Consider the following 17,107-nt stretch of genomic DNA (forward strand, 5'->3'; position numbering starts at 1 on the left):
TTAGCGGCCCCTGGGGCGGTGGACATGCGCGGACTGGACGAGGCCGAACGCCACCATCAGCACCAGCATCGCCGAGCCGCCATAGCTGACCAGCGGCAGCGGAACGCCGACGACCGGGGCAAGCCCCATGACCATCGCCATGTTGACGGCGAAGAACAGAAAGAATGTCGCGCCGACGCCCAATGTCACCAGCGAGCCGAACCTGTCGCGGTTCTGAAGCGCCGAGGCGATGCAGAAGAAGACGATCAACGCATAAAGCGCCAGAAGGGACGCGGCGCCGAGAAAGCCGAATTCTTCAGCCAGCGTCGTGAAGATGAAGTCGGTGTGTTTCTCGGGCAGGAAGTTCAGGCGGCTTTGCGTGCCCTGCATGAAGCCGCGTCCGTTCCAGCCGCCCGATCCCAGCGCGATCTTGGCCTGCGTGATGTGATAGCCCGCGCCCAGCGGATCGCTGGACGGGTCGAGGAACGTGTCGATCCGGCGGAACTGATAATCCTTCAGCAATTGCCAAGGCGTGCCGCGCGAGGCGAAGACCGCCGAGACCAGCCCGACGCCGCCCGCGATCACCACGCCGAAATACCACCAGCTGACGCCCGCCAGGAACATCACGATGCCACCCCCCGTGACCAGCAGGATCGCGGTGCCGAGGTCGGGTTGCGTCAGGGTCAGCCATGTGGGCAGGCCGATCAGCAGCAGCGGTATGAGGACCCAGAGCGGACGGGACACCTTGCCGATATCCAGCCAGTCGTAATAGGCGGCCAGCATCATCACCAGTGTGACCTTCATCAGCTCGCTGGGTTGAAGGCGCATGAAGCCCAGGTCGATCCAGCGTTGCGCGCCCATTCCGGTGGCGCCGAAAAGCTCGACCAGGACGAGCAGCAGCACCGATACCAGATAGGCGACGCCGGCCATGTTGCGCCAGAACCAGATCGGCACCATCGCGACCGACAGCATCAGCACCAGCCCGACCGCGAACCGCTTCATCTGCGGATCGGCCCAGGGTTCCAGCGATCCGCCCGCCACCGAATAGAGCATCAGAAAGCCGATACAGGCCACCGACGACAGCAGCAGCACCAGCGCCCAGTTCAGATAGAGGATCTTGGACACCCCGGAAGGCACGGTCTTTACGTTGTATTCCAGAAAGCTCATGCGCGGGACCGGACCTCGCCGGGGCGGAAATCGTCGCGCAGGCGCAGATTGCTCAGCATGTCGCGGATGGCGCCCTGCTGGCCGCCCGGATAGGCGTCGAGCGGGGGCACTTCGCCGTATAGCGCGAACAGCAGCAGGTCGCGGGCGATGGGGGCGGAAACGGACGATCCGCCGCCGCCGTGTTCGACCACCACCGACACCGCGTATCGCGGCGCGTCGAACGGGGCGAAGGCGACGAACAGCGCGTGATCGCGCCGTTCCCAGGGCAGATCGGCATTGCTGGTGACGCCGCGCGCGCGTTCGGCCACGGTGATGTTGCGCACCTGCGACGTGCCCGATTTGCCCGCCATGCGGACGCCCTCGGCGACGATGCGGCTGCCGAATCCGGTGCCGCGATTGGTGTTGCAGACGGAATACATCCCCTTGCGCACCAGCCGCAGATGATTCTCGTTCAGACCCAGCGGTTCGGTCCCCTGGGCGTCCTGTTCGACGCCGCCGACGGATTTGACGAGGCGCGGCACGATGCGCGTGCCGCTGGCCAGCCGCGCGGTCATCACCGCCAGTTGCAGCGGCGATGCCAGCACGTATCCCTGCCCGATCGAGGCGTTCAGGCTGTCGCCCACGCGCCATTCCTGATCGTAGCGTTCGCGCTTCCATGCCTTGTCGGGCATGATGCCGGGGGTGATGGCGGACATCGGCAGGTCGAACTTTTCGCCTATCCCGAAGCGACGGGCCATTTCGGCGATCTTGTCCACACCGACCCGCATCGCCATCTCGTAATAATAGACATCGCAGGATTGTTGCAGGCTTTCGTCCAGATCGACCCAGCCGTGACCGCCGCGCTTCCAGCAATGGAACCTGCGGTCGCCAAGCTTGTAATGGCCGGGGCAATAGACGGTGTCGTTCGGCCCGATCAGCCCGGCATCGAGCGCCGCCATCGTCACCATCATCTTGAACGTCGAGCCGGGCGGATAGGCGCCCTGCACGGCCTTGTTGGCGAGGGGGCGATAGGGATTGGCGGTCAGGTCGGTGTAATCGGCGGACGAAATGCCGCGCACGAACTTGTTGGGATCGAAGGTCGGCGCGTTGCCGACGGCCAGCAGATCGCCGTTGCGCACGTCCATCACCACGGCGGATGCGCTCTGTTCCAGCGAAAGCCGCGCCTCGGCAAAATTCTGAAGCCGCGATTCGACGGTCAGCTGGATGTCCGCGCCCGGCACGCCGTCGTCGCGGCCCAGCTCGCGCATGACGCGGCCGGCGGCATTCACCTCGATCCGGCGGGCGCCGGCCTTGCCGCGCAGGGCGCGGTCATGCTTCTGTTCCACGCCGGTCTTGCCGATCTGGAACTTGGGGATCTGCAACAGCGGATCGTCGTCGTCGAGCTTGCCGAGGTCGTAATCGCTGACCGGGCCGACATAACCGACGATATGGGCGTGATCCTCGGCCAGCGGATAATTGCGGGTCAGGCCGACATCGGGGGAGATGCCGGGCAGGGCCGGAGCGTTGACCGACACGGCGGCCACGTCCTCCCAACTGCGCTGGTCGGTCAGGGTGACGGGCACGAAAGGCGAGCGGCGCTCGATCTCGCGGCGGGCGCGGTCGAGTTCGTCATCGTCGAGATAGATCAATTGGCGCAGCCTTTCGATGGCCGCGTCCACGTCGCCGGCTTCCTCCTTGACGATGACGATGCGGTAATTCTGCGCGTTCTCGGCCAGCGGGATGCCGTTGCGGTCGAAGATCAGGCCGCGCGGGGGCGCGACGAGCCGCATGTTGATGCGGTTTTCCTCGGCCAGCAGGCGGAATTCGTCGGCCTGGTCCACCTGCATCTGCCGCATCCGCCAACCCAGCGTGCCGCACAGGCCCAGTTGCAGCGCCCCCAGAACCGCGCTGCGGCGGGTGATCAGGCCCATCGAGCGGGCGGTATCGCCGGGCGAACGTTTCATGGGCGCTGCCCCCCCGCATCGGCGGCACCGGGCACGGGCGGCCGCACACCCAGCAGCCAGGCCGACCCGGCCACCAGCACCGGATAGGCCAGGACCGAGGCGACGACCTGCAATGCCAGTTGCCCGAAGCCCGGAAGCGGCACCATCGCCAGCGCCAGAACGACGCCGTTGGCCGCCCCCATCGCCACCAGCATCCCCGAAACGAGCAGCCATTCGACCGGAAACGGCAGCTCGGCCGACAGATGGCCGCGGCTGCGCAGAAACTCGGATGCCAAAACCGTCAGCGCCGCCCAAAGGCCGGGGGGCCGCACCAGCAGCAGGTCGGCCGCCAGCATCACCGGCGCGATCAGCCAGACAGGGACGTATTCGGGCCGCCGCAGAACCCACGCGAAGGTCAGCAGCACCAGCACATCGGGGCCGGGCAGGCCCGACGCGCCCAGCCGGAAGGGCAGCACGTGAACGAAGACGATCAGGCCCGACAGGGCGACAAAGCCCGTCCGGTAGCCCCAGCGGCGGATGGTGAGCGGATCAATCATCGGCGGCGTCCTTTGCTGTGACGACCGTATCGGCGGGACGCACCGGCGTCACCAGCGCGCCTGCATCGGCGATCGGCGCGCCCGGATGGGACCGCAGGACGCGCAGGAATTCCAGCCGCTCGTAATCGGCGGCCAGCCGCACGCGCAACTGGCGGTTCGGGCCCATCACGATCTGACCGACCAGAAGGCCCGCCGGCAGGACGCCGCCATCGCCGGAGCTGACGACCCGGTCGCCGGGGCGCACGGCATCGGCGGTTTCCAGGAAATCCAGCGGCGGGACGGCGCTGTTGTCGCCCGCAAGGATCGCCTTCTGCCCCGAAGGCTGCACCATCACGGGAACGCGGCTGTTGGTATCGGTCAGCAGGATCACCCGCGAGGACGCCTTGCCGACACCCGAAATCCGGCCGACCAGGCCCAGGCCGTCCGTCGTGGCCCAGCCGTCGCGGATGCCGTCGCGCGCCCCGATATTCAGCAAAACCGACTGGCGGAAGGGGGATCCGCTGTCGGCCAGCACGACGCCGGTGATGAAGGTCAGCGCCGGATCCAGCCTGACGCGGTTGAGGTCGAGCAGCTTGGCGTTTTCCTGTTCGAGCTGAAGCGCCGCTTCCTTCCACGCCTTCATCTGCTGCAATTCGCGGCGCAGTTCGCGGTTCTGTTCGTAGATGCGGGTATAGCTTTGGAAGTTCTCGATCATGCCTGCGGCCTTGGTGACGGGAACCAGCGCCCAGTCGAATGACGGGATGACGGCATCCGTGATCTCGGCGCGCATGCGTTCGGCGCGGGGGCTGTCGATCCGCCAGAAAAGGAATACCGCCAGCAGGAACAGCACCAGGCCGCCGATCAGGATGCGCCTGACCGGACGGACATAATCTTCGCTTCGGGGTCGGGTCTGGGCCATGCGCTGTCCCGGCGATTGGCGGCGTCAGCTTTCGTAATCTATCACATGCCGCAGCAGTTTTTCGTATTCCAGCGCCTTGCCGGTCCCGAGCGCCACGCAATTGAGCGCCTCGTCCGCGACGCTGACCGCCAGCCCGGTCTGTTCGCGCAGCGCCAGATCCAGATCGCCCAGAAGCGCGCCGCCCCCGGTCAGCATCACGCCCCGGTCCACGATGTCGGCGGCAAGGTCGGGCGGCGTCGCTTCGAGCGCGGTCATCACCGCCTCGCAGATGACCTGCACGGGTTCGGCCAGCGCCTCGGCCACCTGGGCCTGGTTGATCTCGATTTCCTTTGGCACGCCGTTCAGCAGGTCGCGGCCGCGGATCATCATCGACGCGCCGCGCCCGTCATCGGGCATGCGGCTGGTGCCGATGGTGGTCTTGATACGCTCGGCGGTGCTGTCGCCGACCAGAAGGTTCTGCTGACGCCGCAGATAGGCGATGATCGCCTCGTCCATGCGGTCGCCGCCGACGCGCACGGATCGGGCATAGACGATGTCGCCCAGCGAAAGGACGGCGACCTCGGTGGTGCCGCCGCCGATATCGACGACCATGTTTCCGGTCGGGTCGGTGATCGGCATGCCGGCGCCGATGGCCGCCGCGATGGGTTCGGCAATCAGGCCCGCGCGGCGGGCACCCGCGCTGAGCACGGACTGGCGGATGGCGCGCTTTTCAACGGGGGTGGCGCCGTGGGGGACGCAGACGATGATCTTCGGCTTCGAGAAGGTGGTGCGCTTGTGGACCTTGCGGATGAAGTGCTTGATCATCGCCTCGGCCACGTCGAAATCGGCGATCACGCCTTCGCGCATCGGGCGGATCGCCTCGATGCTGCCGGGGGTCCGGCCCAGCATCAGCTTGGCATCCTCGCCCACCGCGAGAACCTGCTTGCGCCCGTCCTTGACGTGGAAGGCGACGACGGACGGTTCGTTCAGCACGATGCCGCGGGACTTGACGTAAACCAGCGTGTTCGCCGTTCCGAGGTCGATGGCCATGTCCGAGGAAAAGATCCCCGCGAAACTACTCATGTCAGGCAAATCCTTCGGAAATGGCGGCAGATCACCGCGATTCCCCCGAGCCGCGGTCGGGCGCTTATAGCGATGGGCGCCCGGCGGGAAAAGGCCCCCCGCCGCCCGGCATGAGCGGAGGGGCGCCGCCGCCGCCGGACGGCCCGCATCGGCGGGTATCAGCCGGCGTCGCGGTAACTGACGGATTTGCGGTCGCTGCCCGGCGCGGTCCTGGACCGCTTGACCAGCAGGCGGTTCAGCGCGGCGATATAGGCCCGCACGCTGGCGACCACCGTGTCGGTATCGGCGGACTGGCCGGTGACGATGCGCCCGTCTTCCTCCATCCGCACGGTGACGGTGGCTTGCGCGTCGGTGCCTTCGGTGACGGCGTGCACCTGATAAAGCTGCAACCGGGCGCGATGCGGGACCAGCGCCTTGACCGCGTTGAAGGCCGCATCGACGGGACCGTCGCCCGTCGCCTCGACCTGCGACTGATCGCCGTCGATCGACAGCGTCAGGTCCGCGTTTTGCGGACCGTCGGTGCCGCAGACGACGCGTAGGCGGACAAGCTGGATCGCCTCGTCATCCGCGCCCTGATCGCGCATCAGGGCGTCGAGGTCCTCGTCGAAAACCTCTTTCTTGCGGTCGGCCAAGGACTTGAAGCGGACGAAGACGTCGGCAAGCTGGTTCTCACCCAGATCGTATCCAAGTTCGTTCAGCTTGGACCGCAGGGCGGCGCGGCCCGAATGCTTGCCCATGACGATGCTGGTTTCCTTCAGTCCCACATCGGCGGGGCGCATGATTTCAAAGGTTTCGGCGTTCTTTAGCATGCCGTCCTGATGGATTCCCGATTCGTGGGCAAAGGCGTTCTTGCCGACGATGGCCTTGTTGAACTGCACCGGAAAGCCGCTGACGGCGGCGACGCGGCGGCTGACGGCCATGATGCGGGTGGTGTCGATGCCGGTGCGCCACGGCATGATGTCGGACCGCACCTTCAACGCCATCACCACTTCTTCAAGGGCGGTATTGCCCGCGCGTTCGCCCAAGCCGTTGATCGTGCACTCGATTTGCCGCGCGCCGCCCGCGACGGCGGCCAGGCTGTTGGCGGTCGCCATGCCCAGATCGTTGTGGCAATGGGTGGCGAACACCACTTCGTCGGCGCCGGGCACCTCGGCGATGAGGCGGCGGATGAGGTCGGCGCTTTCCTGCGGCGCGGTATAGCCTACGGTATCGGGGATGTTGATGGTGGTGGCGCCGGCCTTGATGGCGATTTCGACCACGCGGCAGAGGTAATCCCATTCGGTACGGGTCGCATCCATCGGGGACCATTGGACATTTTCGCAAAGGTTGCGAGCGTGGGTCACGGTGTCGTGGATGCGGTCGGCCATCTGGTCGCGGTCCAGATTGGGGATCGCGCGGTGCAGGGGCGAGGTGCCGATGAAGGTGTGGATGCGGGGGCTGCGGGCATGGCGGATCGCCTCCCAGCAGCGGTCGATATCCTTGAAATTCGCCCGCGCCAACCCGCAAATCGTAGCGTTTTCAGCGGCTTCCGCGATGGCCTTGACGGCGGCGAAGTCGCCGTCGCTGGCGATGGGGAAGCCCGCCTCGATGATGTCGACGCCCATGTCGTCGAGCATCGCGGCGATTTCCAGCTTTTCCGAATGCGACATGGTCGCGCCGGGGGATTGTTCGCCGTCCCGAAGCGTCGTGTCGAAGATGAGAACCCTGTCGGAATTGTGTGAGAGTTTCATGAGAGGATCTTTCTGCCTTTGGTGTCCGTTCTGTCCGGCGCTGTCCCACCCGAGCGGTCGCGCCGGAATGGCACGCTCAGGGCAGCGTAAGAAGCAGCGTTCCGCGAAGGGATGGCAGGATCGGGGTCATGGCGAAACTATAGCCCCGCTCTTTCGGATGTGAACCGGAAAAATGCACGGGGCGCGGAACAGCGGCGGGGGGGTGCCCCGTTGACGGTTGCAAGCCCGCGACGAGGAGTGTCGCGGGCACCGAACCGACAGAGGGAGACAGACGATGACGTTTCGAAATCTGATGGCCACGACCTCCGCCGTTGTTCTTCTGGCCGCCGCCCCGGCGATGGCGCAGATGTATGAAGGGTACGATTCCACCCTGGGCTATGACGGGTTCCATACTGGGTTTACCGATAGCGGATACTACGATGCCTGGGACAGCGACGATTCGATGTCGCTGACGGAAAACGAATTCGCCACCGGCGTCTATTCCGACTGGGACAGGGATAATGACGGTCTGATCAGCGAGGAAGAATACGGGCTTGGTGCGAACCGCTGGTATGGTGACGACTACGATACCGCGTTCACCGACTATGACGCCGATGCCTCGGGCTTTATCGACCAGAGCGAATTCGGTTCCAACTGGGACAACGAATACTATACCGGTTGGGACAGCGACGGCGACAGCGAGTTGTCGGATACCGAGTATTCGCGGGGTGTTTACGGTCTGGCGGACCGCGATCAGGATACCGTGATCTCGATCGAGGAAGAAGGCTGGTTCGAGGGCTGGTTCGACGGCGACGACGTCGAGGCGGAGATCGAACAGGTCGGCGACGTCCTGTAAGCGACCGACCTTCATTGCGACACGGATGCGCCGGTTCCGAAAGGGGCCGGCGTTTTTCTTGCCCGCGATCCCCGCCGACATAGATGGCCGGCGATGAAGCGGGCATTGGTCATCGGCGCGACGGGCGGGATCGGCGGGGCCGTGGCGCGGGAACTGGACGCGCAGGGGGCCGAGGTGACGGGACGGTCGCGGGCGGACGGGCTGGACGTGACCGACGAGGAGAGCGTCGCGCGCAACCTGGGCGATTTGGACGGGCCGTTCGACCTGATCTTCGTGGCGACCGGGGCGCTGACCAACACGCGCGGCGCGCCCGAGAAGTCGCTGAGGGATCTGGGTGCGGAGGAGGTTCTGGCACAGATGGCGCTGAACGCGGTCGGCCCGGCGCTGGTGCTGAAGCATGCGCTGCGATTGCTGCCGCGCGACCGGCGGTCGGTCTTCGCGGCGCTGTCGGCGCGGGTGGGCAGCATCGGCGACAACCGGCTGGGCGGGTGGTATTCCTATCGCGCGTCCAAGGCGGCATTGAACGCGCTGATTCACGGCGCGTCGATCGAGGTGGCGCGCAGCCATCGCCACGCAGTCTTGGCCTGCCTGCATCCCGGCACGGTTTCGACTGCGTTCACTGGCGGCTTTCCCGATCACGACAAGGTGTCGCCCGAAATAGCGGCGCGCAACCTGCTGGATGTCTGCGCAGGGCTGACGCCCGCGCAGTCGGGCGGGTTCTTCGATTATGCCGGAAGGGAAGTTGTCTGGTGACGCGGCTGGTGCTGGTGCTGGGCGATCAGTTGACGCATGGCGCGGGCGCGCTGGCGCGGTTGCGGCCCGGCGACGTGGTGGTGATGGCCGAGGCGATGAGCGAGGCGTCCTATGTGCCGCACCATCCCAAGAAGATCGCGTTCCTGTTCTCGGCCATGCGCCATTTCGCGGACGAGCTGCGCGAGCGCGGCGCGACGGTGACCTATGCGACGCTGGACGATCCCGACAACACCCAGTCGATCCCCGGCGAGCTGATCCGCCGGGCGGCAGAACACGGCGCGGACGAGGTGCTGGTCACACGGCCCGGCGAATGGCGGCTGATCGAGGCGCTGGAGGATTGTCCGGTGCCGGTGCGTCAGGTGCCCGACGACCGCTTTCTATGCGGCCAGCCCGATTTCGAGGCATGGGCGAAGGGCCGGCGCGAATTGCGGATGGAATGGTTCTATCGTGATATGCGGCGGCGCACCGGGCTGCTGATGGAGGGCGACGAGCCTGCCGGCGGGCGCTGGAACTTCGATACCGAGAACCGCAAGCCGCCGCCCAAGGAAGTTGCGTGGCCCGGCCCGTTGCGGGTGGCGCCCGACGCCATCACGCGGGACGTGCTGGCGCTGGTGCGCGAGCGATTTCCGTCGAATTACTACAGCCACGACGATTTCTGGTTCGCCGTCACGCGCGCGGACGCTTTGCGCGCGCTGCATCATTTCATCGACGAGGGGCTGGCGCGGTTCGGCGATTTTCAGGACGCGATGCTGACCGACGAGGCGTTCCTTTATCACGCGCTGATCTCGCCCTATCTGAATGCCGGGCTGCTGACGCCGATGGAGGTGTGCCGCGCGGCCGAGGATGCCTGGCGCGCCGGGCGCGTGGCGATCAACGCGGCGGAAGGATTCATCCGGCAGATCCTGGGCTGGCGGGAATTCATCCGCGGCGTCTATTTCATGGAAGGACCGGAATATGTCGCGCGCAACCGGCTGGGGCACGACCGCGATCTGCCGGAATTCTACTGGACCGGCGATACCGACATGCATTGCGTCAGCCAGTGCGTCGGCCAGACGATGCGCGAAGCCTATGCGCATCACATCCAGCGGTTGATGGTGACGGGCAATTTCGCGCTGCTGGCGGGGATCGACCCGCATCAGGTGCACGAATGGTATCTGGCCGTCTATGCCGATGCCTATGAATGGGTCGAGGCGCCCAACGTCATCGGGATGAGCCAGTTCGCGGATGGCGGCGTGGTGGCGTCCAAGCCCTATGTCAGCAGCGGCAACTATATCGCGAAGATGTCGGATTACTGCCGCCACTGCGCCTATGACGTGAAGACGAAGACCGGGCAGGGGGCGTGTCCGTTCAACCTGCTTTACTGGGCGTTTCTGGACCGCCACCGCGAGCGGTTCGAGGGCAATCCCCGGATGCGCAACATCTATCGCAACTGGGACCGGATGGATGCGGACAAGCGCGCGACGGTGCTGGCCGAGGTGGGCGCGTGGCTGGCGCGGATGGAGGGCGGCGGGCGGGTGTGACCCGCCCCCGTCAGGCCGCGTCGCGCCGGTCCAGCCCGCGCAGCACCTGCGCCGCGATGTCGAACGAATGCAGCCGCGCGGCGGGATCGTGGATCTGGCCCGTAAGGATCACCTCGTCCGGCGCGTGACGTTCGATCAGCGCGGCCATCTGTGCCGCGACCGTTTCGGGCGCCCCCACGGCCGATATCCGCAGCGCGTGGTTGACGGCGCGCAGGGTGTCCTGACCGATCTCGGCCGCGATGCCGTCCACCGGGGCGGGCAGCTTGCCGGGCCGGCCGCTGCGCAGGCGGGCGAAGGCAAGCTGCTGGCTGGTGCGGAGGCGGGCGGCCTGGGCATCGGTGTCGGCGGCGAAGACATTGACGGCCAGCATGAAATAGGGTGCGTCAAGATGGCGCGAGGGCCGGAAGCGGGCGCGGTAGATCGCCGCTGCGTCGTTCAGCGCGTCGGGGGCGAAATGCGACGCGAAGGCGTAGGGCAAGCCCAGATGCGCGGCAAGCTGCGCGCCGTAGAGCGACGAGCCGAGGATCCAGACCGGCACGTCGGTGCCCTGGCCCGGATGGGCGGCGACGGGGGCGTCGGGGTCGGCGGGGCCGAGATAGGACAGCAGTTCGACCACGTCGTGCGGGAAGCTGTCGCCGTCCAGTCCGCGGCGCAGCGCGCGGGCGACGGCCAGATCGCCGCCCGGCGCGCGTCCGAGCCCGAGGTCGATGCGGCCGGGATGGATGGTGGCCAGCGTGCCGAATTGTTCGGCGACGGCCAGCGGCGCATGGTTGGGCAGCATGATGCCGCCCGCGCCCACGCGGATGGTGCGGGTGGCGTCGGCGACATGGCCGATCAGCACGGCGGTCGCGGCGCTGGCGATGCCGGGCATGTCGTGATGTTCGGCCAGCCAGAAGCGGGTATAACCCCAGCCTTCGGCGGCGCGGGCGAGTTCCACGCTGGCGGCGATGGCGGCGGCGGCGTCCGATCCTTCGGGGACGGGTGCGAGATCGAGGATGGAATGGCGCATGGCGGTCTCCTTCGGGGCCGATATGGGGGCGCGAGCGGCGTCTTTGAAGCGGGCGGGCGTTGACAGGGGCGGGGGTGCGTGGCTTGCTTTCCCCGCAAGCCTTGGGGAGGACAGCGCCATGACCGACGAGATCGCACCGAACGCCGCGCAGGACGGTGCCGCCGCATCGCCGGGACGCCGGGCGTTCCTGAAGACCACCGGCCTGAGCGCCGTGGGCGCGATGGTGGGGATGCATATTCCGTTCGAGGCGAGGATGCCCGCGGGCCTGATCCCGGTCGCCCATGCGCAGGTCATGGACACCGACCTGATGCAGGACAAGGAAGGGCTGGTCATCCTGAACGACCGGCCGATCAACGCCGAGACGCCCGCCTGGCTGCTGGATGCGGACGTGACGCCCTATGAGCATTTCTTCGTGCGCAACAACGGGCTGGTGCCCGACAGCGCGCTGGACATGAACGCCGAAGGCTGGACGCTGACCATCGACGGCGAGGTCGAGACGCCGCTGGAACTGGCGCTGGACGACCTGAAGGAGCGGTTCGAGGTCGTCACCCGGCGGCTGGTGATCGAATGCGGTGGCAACGGGCGGGCGTTCTTCAATCCCGGCGCGTCGGGCAACCAGTGGACGACGGGCGCCGTGGGCTGCGCCGACTGGACGGGCGTGCGGCTGGCCGACGTGCTGAACGCGGCGGGGGTGAAGGACAGCGCCGTCTATACGGGGCATTACGGCAACGACCCGCATCTGTCCGGCGATCCCGACAAGGACGCCATTTCGCGCGGCGTGCCGATCGAGAAGGCGCTGGCCGAGGGCGGTCTGATCGCCTGGGAAATGAACGGCCAGCCGATCCCGGCGCTGCACGGCTTCCCCTTGCGGCTGATCAATCCGGGCTATCCGGGATCGACGTCGCAGAAATACCTGACGCGGATCTGGGTGCGCGACCAGGTGCATGACGGGGCCAAGATGGAGGGGTATTCGTATCGCCTGCCGGCCTATCCGGTCGCCCCCGGCACCGAGGTGCCCGAGGAGGACATGGTCATCCTCGAGGTGATGCCGGTGAAATCGCTGATCACCCATCCAAAAACCGGCAGCGAGGTCGCGGCGGGCCAGCCGACCGAGGTACGCGGTCATGCCTGGTGGGGCGGCGGCGATGTCGCGTCGGTCGAACTGTCCACCGATTTCGGCCAGACCTGGACGGAAGCGACGCTGGAGCCGCCGGTGAACAAATACGCCTGGCAGCGGTTCCGCGCCGACCTGACGCTGCCCGAAGCGGGATATTACGAGGTCTGGGCGCGGGCCACCGACATGGACGGCGTGACCCAGCCCCCTGTCACGCCCGGCTGGAACCCGCGCGGATACGCCAACAACATGCAGCACCGCATCGCGCTGATCGCAACCTGACGCGTGTGCCGGGGCCGATGGACGGTCCCGGCCCCCAACCCAGTCGAGAGGACAACCGATGACGCAAATCCGCGCCGCCGCGCTGGCCGCGCCCGTGCTGCTGTCGCTAACCGCGATGCAGGGTGCCGCCCAGCAGGGCTATGACCCGATGCGCCCGACGGCCAACCCGCTGATGCCCGGCGCGCTGGCGGGCGAGCCGTCCGAAGCCGCAGCGCCCAACCCCGATTTCGGGAACCTGCCCGACGGGCCGGGGGTGGAGGAGACGTATTATCAATGCGTCGCGTGCCATTCGACGGCCATCATCCGCCAGCAGCACCTGACGGACGAACGCTGGGACTATCTGTGGACCTGGATGGTCGAGAAACAGGGCATGTACGAGCCCGACGACGAAACGCGGGATATCGTCCTGAGCTATCTCAAGACGCATTTCTCGGCCGAGCGGTAGGGCCGGGCCGGACCGCGCGGCGCGGCCGTTCGCATCCGATGCCGTCCTAGGGACCGGGAGCGCGTCCCTATGGGTCTAGCGGTCGGCGGGCTGGCCGGTCTCGGCGGTTTCGGTCCCCGATCCGGTTCTGGCAGCGTCGTCCGCCGCAGGATTGGCAAGGTCGCCCTGCCGCCATTCGCCGCTGACGGTTTCGCCGGTGGCGTAGCGGATGGTGCCCTGGCCCTGCCGCTGGCCTTGCGCGAAGGCGCCTTCGTACACGTCGCCGTTGGCATAGGTGGCGATGCCTTCGCCGTCCATCTCGCCCCCGGACCACGACCCGGTATAGGTGAAGCCGTCGGGCAGCGTGATCGTGCCCTGGCCCTGCCGCAGCCCGTCCGCGAAATCGCCGTCATAGACGGTGCCGTCGGGATAGGTGGCGATGCCCTTGCCGTGGCGTTTGCCGTCCTTCCAGCCGCCGGTATAGGTGTAACCGTCGGCATGGGTCATCGTGCCCTGGCCGTGGTTGCGGGCGTTGCGGAAACCGCCTTCGTAGGTCGATCCGTTGGCATAGGTCGCGCGGCCCTCGCCCTCGATCACGCCGTTGGACCAGCCGCCTTCATAGGTGTTGCCGTCCGCATAGGTGATGCGCCCGGTGCCGTCGGCCACGTCGTCCCTGAACTGGCCTTCGTAGACCGATCCGTCGGGATAGCTGGCGCGGCCCTGGCCGGCGATCCGGCCCGCCGCCCATTCGCCGGTATAGGCATAGCCGTCGGCACCCGTGAACGTGCCGGTGCCTTCGCGCCGGTCGGCGACGAAGCCGCCTTCGTAGGTGTCGCCGTTGGCGTAATCGACGCGGCCCTGGCCCTGCCGCTTGCCGCCCGACAGCGCGCCGGTATAGACGTCGCCGCCGGGCTGGGTCAGCGTGCCCTGGCCGGTGATCTCGCCCGCCTGCCAGTCGCCTTCGTAGACCAGACCGTCGGTCATGGTCAGCGTGCCCCGCCCTTCGCGCGCCCCGCGCACGAGCTGGCCTTCATAGACCGCGCCGTCGGGATAGGTGATGGTGCCGGCGCCGTCCTTGACCCCATCGACCCAGTCGCCGTCATAGACGTAGCCGCCGGGGCCTTCCATCCGGCCCTTGCCGTGATGGCGGGCATTGCGGAACCCGCCTTCGTAGCGGGTGCCGTCGGCATAGACGGCGACCCCGGTGCCGTCGATGGTGCCGTCCTTCCAGTCGCCTTCGTAGGTGCCGCCATCGGCGAAGGTGATCGTGCCGCGTCCTTCCGGCTTGCCGTCGGCGAAGCTGCCCCGGTAGACCGATCCGTCGGGAAAGCGCGCGGTGCCCTGGCCCGCGATCCGGCCGTCCCGCCATTCGCCGGTATATTCATAGCCGTTGGGCATGCGGTAGGTGCCGGTGCCCGACTGGCGGCCGTTCTGGAACGTGCCTTCGTAGACGCCGCCATCCTCGTACTGCTTGGTGACGATCCGGTCGTCGGTCTGCGCGGATGCGGCGCCCGACAGGCCGAGTGCGGCGATCAGGCCGAGGCCGGCGATGCCCGAATGGATGCTCTGCACGATGTGCCCCCGTTGCGGGCGCGAGGACCGGCGCCCGGCAATGTCGTGAATGAGCGGCATTTCTAACGGGCGCCCCGCGGTGTCGCAACGCCTTTCGGGATGGCGGGGGCTGGGACGCTTTCCAACCGGCAAGGTTCTGCTATCACGCGGCCAAGGAGAGTGCCCATGACCGACCGTTTCCGCCTGACGCTGGGCCAGCAGAACCCGACCGTGGGCGATCTGGACGGCAACGCCGACAAGGCGCTGGCCGTCTGGCGCGAGGGGCGCGCGGCCGGGGCCGACATGGTGGCCCTGCCCGAGATGTTCCTGTCGGGCTATCAGGTGCAGGATCTGGTGCTCAAGCCCGCCTTCACCGCCCATTGCCGCGCCGTGCTGGAGCGGCTGGCGCGGGATGCGGCGGACGGCCCCGCCCTGGGGATCGGCGCCCCCTGGGTCGAGGCGGGGGTGATCTTCAACGCCTATCACGTTCTGAAGGACGGCGAGGTCGCGGCGCGGGTCTTCAAGCATCACCGGCCCAACTACAACGTCTTCGACGAGGTGCGCACGTTCGCCGAAGGGCCCGTCGCGGGGCCTTACCGGATCGGGGACATGCGCATCGGCACGCCCATCTGCGAGGATGCGTGGTATCCCGACGTGACCGAGACGCTGGCCGAGACGGGGGCCGAGCTGCTGCTGGTGCCCAACGGATCGCCCTATCGGCGCGGCAAGTTCGACGTGCGGATGTCCTTGATGGTGGCGCGCACGGTCGAGACGGGGCTGCCGCTGGTCTATCTGAACATGACGGGCGGGCAGGACGACCAGATCTTCGACGGCGGATCGTTTGTGCTGAACCCGCATGGCGACCTGGCGGTGCAGTTGCCCTTGTTCGACGATGCGGTGGCGCATGTCGATTTCGAGCGGACGGATGGCGGCTGGCGCGCGGCGGCCGGGGCAAGGGCGGTGCATCCGGGCGATCTGGAGCAGGATTATCGCGCGATGGTGACGGGTCTGCGCGACTATTGCGCCAAGACCGGGTTCGCGTCGGTCCTGCTGGGGCTGTCGGGCGGGGTGGACAGCGCGCTGGTCGCGGCCATCGCGGCGGACGCGCTGGGGCCGGACGCGCTGCGCTGCGTGATGCTGCCGTCTGAATACACGTCCGACGCGTCGCTGCACGATGCGGCGCTTTGCGCCCGCGCGCTGGGCTGCCGCCTGGACGAGGTGTCGATCGAGGGGCCGCGCAAGGCCGTGGGCGACGCGCTGGCCGATCTGTTCGCCGGGACCGAGCCGGGGCTGACCGAGGAGAACATCCAGTCGCGGCTGCGCGGCCTGACGCTGATGGCGATTTCCAACAAGACCGGCGCGATGCTGCTGACGACCGGCAACAAGTCCGAGGCGGCGGTGGGATACGCCACGATCTATGGCGACATGGCTGGCGGCTATAACCCGGTCAAGGATCTGTGGAAAACCCGGCTGTTCGATGTCTGCCGCTGGCGCAACGCGCATCATCGCGGCTGGATGAAGGGACCGGCGGGCGAGGTCGTCCCGCAGCGGATCATCGACAAGCCGCCCTCGGCCGAGCTGCGGCCCGACCAGCGCGACGACGACAGCCTGCCGCCCTACGACGTGCTGGACGCGATCCTGCACCAGCTTGTCGATCTGGACGCGTCGGTCGCGGATGTCGTGGCGCTGGGCTTCGACCGCGATCTGGTCGAGCGGGTCGAGCATCTGGTCTATACCAGCGAATACAAGCGGTTCCAGTCTGCCCCCGGCGCGCGGCTGACGCAGCGGGCGTTCTGGCTGGATCGCCGTTATCCCATCGCGAACCGCTGGCGCGATCCGTCCTGACGGCGCGAGGTCATTCCCACCAGCGGTCGATGCGGGCGATGTCGGCATCGGACCAGCCGAAGTGATGGGCCAGTTCGTGCACGGTGACATGCGCGACCAGATCGGCCAGCCCGACATCGCCCCGGCTGGCCCATTCGTCCAGGATTGGGCGGCGGAACAGCCAGATTGTATCGGGGCCGTGGGGCTGGTCCAGCACGGATTTCTCGGTCAGCGGGATACCGTCGTAAAGGCCGGTCAGGTCGAAGGGATCGGCGATCACCATCTCGGCCAGCAGGGCGTCGTCGGCGAAATCGGCGACCCGCAGGGCCACGGCGCGGGCGGGGCCGGCGAAGGGGGGCGGCAATCCGTCGATACAGGCGCGGGCCATCGCGGCGATCGATTCGGCATCGGGGGGCAGGGGGTTGTCCATGCCGCCGATATGGACACATGCCGCGCCCTGTGAAAGAGGACGCAGCCCAA

At 67.4% G+C, this 17,107-nt stretch carries 15 protein-coding genes; 6 read left to right on the forward strand and 9 right to left on the reverse strand.

Annotation, left to right across the window (positions count from 1 at the left end; all coding sequences use genetic code 11):
* The 6 genes from rodA to OCGS_RS09530 form a co-directional block, all read right to left on the reverse strand.
* Positions 1-1,146 (reverse strand): rod shape-determining protein RodA, encoded by a 1,146-nt coding sequence (rodA, locus tag OCGS_RS09505; protein WP_007427024.1) that lies wholly within the window; start codon positions 1,144-1,146, stop codon positions 1-3.
* On the reverse strand, positions 1,143-3,089 hold the full coding sequence (gene mrdA / locus OCGS_RS09510; RefSeq protein ID WP_007427025.1) for a penicillin-binding protein 2: 1,947 nt from the start codon (positions 3,087-3,089) through the stop codon (positions 1,143-1,145). Before mrdA ends, rodA begins: the two co-directional genes overlap by 4 nt.
* The gene (locus OCGS_RS09515; protein WP_007427026.1) at positions 3,086-3,625 is read right to left on the reverse strand and encodes a hypothetical protein; all 540 of its coding nucleotides are present in this window, start codon (positions 3,623-3,625) and stop codon (positions 3,086-3,088) included. The genes mrdA and OCGS_RS09515 overlap by 4 nt, the downstream gene beginning before the upstream one ends.
* Positions 3,618-4,523: a rod shape-determining protein MreC gene (gene mreC, locus OCGS_RS09520; RefSeq protein ID WP_007427027.1), complete on the reverse strand. Its 906-nt coding sequence runs from the start codon at positions 4,521-4,523 to the stop codon at positions 3,618-3,620. The genes OCGS_RS09515 and mreC overlap by 8 nt, the downstream gene beginning before the upstream one ends.
* A gap of 24 nt (positions 4,524-4,547) precedes the next feature.
* Positions 4,548-5,585, reverse strand: coding sequence for a rod shape-determining protein (locus OCGS_RS09525; RefSeq protein WP_007427028.1), 1,038 nt, complete (start codon positions 5,583-5,585; stop codon positions 4,548-4,550).
* A 158-nt stretch (positions 5,586-5,743) separates the two neighbouring features.
* Positions 5,744-7,315, reverse strand: coding sequence for a 2-isopropylmalate synthase (locus tag OCGS_RS09530; protein ID WP_007427029.1), 1,572 nt, complete (start codon positions 7,313-7,315; stop codon positions 5,744-5,746).
* Positions 7,316-7,589: 274 nt separating this feature from the next.
* On the opposite strand from OCGS_RS09530, the gene OCGS_RS09535 reads away from it, so the two are divergent.
* The 3 genes from OCGS_RS09535 (at position 7,590) to OCGS_RS09545 (ending at position 10,423) form a co-directional block, all read left to right on the forward strand.
* Positions 7,590-8,150, forward strand: coding sequence for an EF-hand domain-containing protein (locus OCGS_RS09535; RefSeq protein WP_007427031.1), 561 nt, complete (start codon positions 7,590-7,592; stop codon positions 8,148-8,150).
* A gap of 93 nt (positions 8,151-8,243) precedes the next feature.
* The gene (locus tag OCGS_RS09540) at positions 8,244-8,903 is read left to right on the forward strand and encodes an SDR family NAD(P)-dependent oxidoreductase (RefSeq protein WP_007427032.1); all 660 of its coding nucleotides are present in this window, start codon (positions 8,244-8,246) and stop codon (positions 8,901-8,903) included.
* Positions 8,900-10,423: a cryptochrome/photolyase family protein gene (locus OCGS_RS09545; RefSeq protein ID WP_007427033.1), complete on the forward strand. Its 1,524-nt coding sequence runs from the start codon at positions 8,900-8,902 to the stop codon at positions 10,421-10,423. The genes OCGS_RS09540 and OCGS_RS09545 overlap by 4 nt, the downstream gene beginning before the upstream one ends.
* A gap of 10 nt (positions 10,424-10,433) precedes the next feature.
* Here OCGS_RS09545 and OCGS_RS09550 read toward each other — a convergent pair whose 3' ends face one another.
* Positions 10,434-11,432, reverse strand: coding sequence for an LLM class flavin-dependent oxidoreductase (locus OCGS_RS09550; RefSeq protein WP_007427034.1), 999 nt, complete (start codon positions 11,430-11,432; stop codon positions 10,434-10,436).
* Positions 11,433-11,550: 118 nt separating this feature from the next.
* Here OCGS_RS09550 and OCGS_RS09555 point away from each other — a divergent pair, with 118 nt between their 5' ends.
* Entirely contained in the window at positions 11,551-12,828 is a 1,278-nt protein-coding gene (locus tag OCGS_RS09555) for a sulfite oxidase (RefSeq protein ID WP_007427035.1), read from the forward strand.
* Between the two features lie 58 nt (positions 12,829-12,886).
* Positions 12,887-13,273 (forward strand): hypothetical protein, encoded by a 387-nt coding sequence (locus OCGS_RS09560; protein ID WP_007427036.1) that lies wholly within the window; start codon positions 12,887-12,889, stop codon positions 13,271-13,273.
* Between the two features lie 75 nt (positions 13,274-13,348).
* Here OCGS_RS09560 and OCGS_RS09565 read toward each other — a convergent pair whose 3' ends face one another.
* The gene (locus tag OCGS_RS09565; protein ID WP_007427037.1) at positions 13,349-14,884 is read right to left on the reverse strand and encodes an MORN repeat-containing protein; all 1,536 of its coding nucleotides are present in this window, start codon (positions 14,882-14,884) and stop codon (positions 13,349-13,351) included.
* Positions 14,885-14,989: 105 nt separating this feature from the next.
* Between OCGS_RS09565 and OCGS_RS09570 the strand changes: the two genes are divergently transcribed.
* On the forward strand, positions 14,990-16,648 hold the full coding sequence (locus OCGS_RS09570) for an NAD+ synthase (protein WP_007427038.1): 1,659 nt from the start codon (positions 14,990-14,992) through the stop codon (positions 16,646-16,648).
* Positions 16,649-16,658: 10 nt separating this feature from the next.
* On the opposite strand, the gene OCGS_RS09575 is transcribed toward OCGS_RS09570, so the two are convergent.
* On the reverse strand, positions 16,659-17,057 hold the full coding sequence (locus OCGS_RS09575) for a metallopeptidase family protein (RefSeq protein WP_007427039.1): 399 nt from the start codon (positions 17,055-17,057) through the stop codon (positions 16,659-16,661).
* Positions 17,058-17,107 lie beyond the last annotated feature (50 nt).

The organism is Oceaniovalibus guishaninsula JLT2003 (genome assembly GCF_000299575.1).
GTDB classification, from domain to species: domain Bacteria; phylum Pseudomonadota; class Alphaproteobacteria; order Rhodobacterales; family Rhodobacteraceae; genus Palleronia; species Palleronia guishaninsula.

What these genes read in the sequence shown, in the direction of transcription:
- rodA (WP_007427024.1), bottom strand. Translation starts at nt 1,146, where the DNA reads ATGAGCTTTCTGGAATACAACGTAAAGACCGTGCCTTCCGGGGTGTCC.
- mrdA (WP_007427025.1), bottom strand. Translation starts at nt 3,089, where the DNA reads ATGAAACGTTCGCCCGGCGATACCGCCCGCTCGATGGGCCTGATCACC.
- OCGS_RS09515 (WP_007427026.1), bottom strand. Translation starts at nt 3,625, where the DNA reads ATGATTGATCCGCTCACCATCCGCCGCTGGGGCTACCGGACGGGCTTT.
- mreC (WP_007427027.1), bottom strand. Translation starts at nt 4,523, where the DNA reads ATGGCCCAGACCCGACCCCGAAGCGAAGATTATGTCCGTCCGGTCAGG.
- OCGS_RS09525 (WP_007427028.1), bottom strand. Translation starts at nt 5,585, where the DNA reads ATGAGTAGTTTCGCGGGGATCTTTTCCTCGGACATGGCCATCGACCTC.
- OCGS_RS09530 (WP_007427029.1), bottom strand. Translation starts at nt 7,315, where the DNA reads ATGAAACTCTCACACAATTCCGACAGGGTTCTCATCTTCGACACGACG.
- OCGS_RS09535 (WP_007427031.1), top strand. Translation starts at nt 7,590, where the DNA reads ATGACGTTTCGAAATCTGATGGCCACGACCTCCGCCGTTGTTCTTCTG.
- OCGS_RS09540 (WP_007427032.1), top strand. Translation starts at nt 8,244, where the DNA reads ATGAAGCGGGCATTGGTCATCGGCGCGACGGGCGGGATCGGCGGGGCC.
- OCGS_RS09550 (WP_007427034.1), bottom strand. Translation starts at nt 11,432, where the DNA reads ATGCGCCATTCCATCCTCGATCTCGCACCCGTCCCCGAAGGATCGGAC.
- OCGS_RS09555 (WP_007427035.1), top strand. Translation starts at nt 11,551, where the DNA reads ATGACCGACGAGATCGCACCGAACGCCGCGCAGGACGGTGCCGCCGCA.
- OCGS_RS09560 (WP_007427036.1), top strand. Translation starts at nt 12,887, where the DNA reads ATGACGCAAATCCGCGCCGCCGCGCTGGCCGCGCCCGTGCTGCTGTCG.
- OCGS_RS09565 (WP_007427037.1), bottom strand. Translation starts at nt 14,884, where the DNA reads ATGCCGCTCATTCACGACATTGCCGGGCGCCGGTCCTCGCGCCCGCAA.
- OCGS_RS09570 (WP_007427038.1), top strand. Translation starts at nt 14,990, where the DNA reads ATGACCGACCGTTTCCGCCTGACGCTGGGCCAGCAGAACCCGACCGTG.
- OCGS_RS09575 (WP_007427039.1), bottom strand. Translation starts at nt 17,057, where the DNA reads ATGGACAACCCCCTGCCCCCCGATGCCGAATCGATCGCCGCGATGGCC.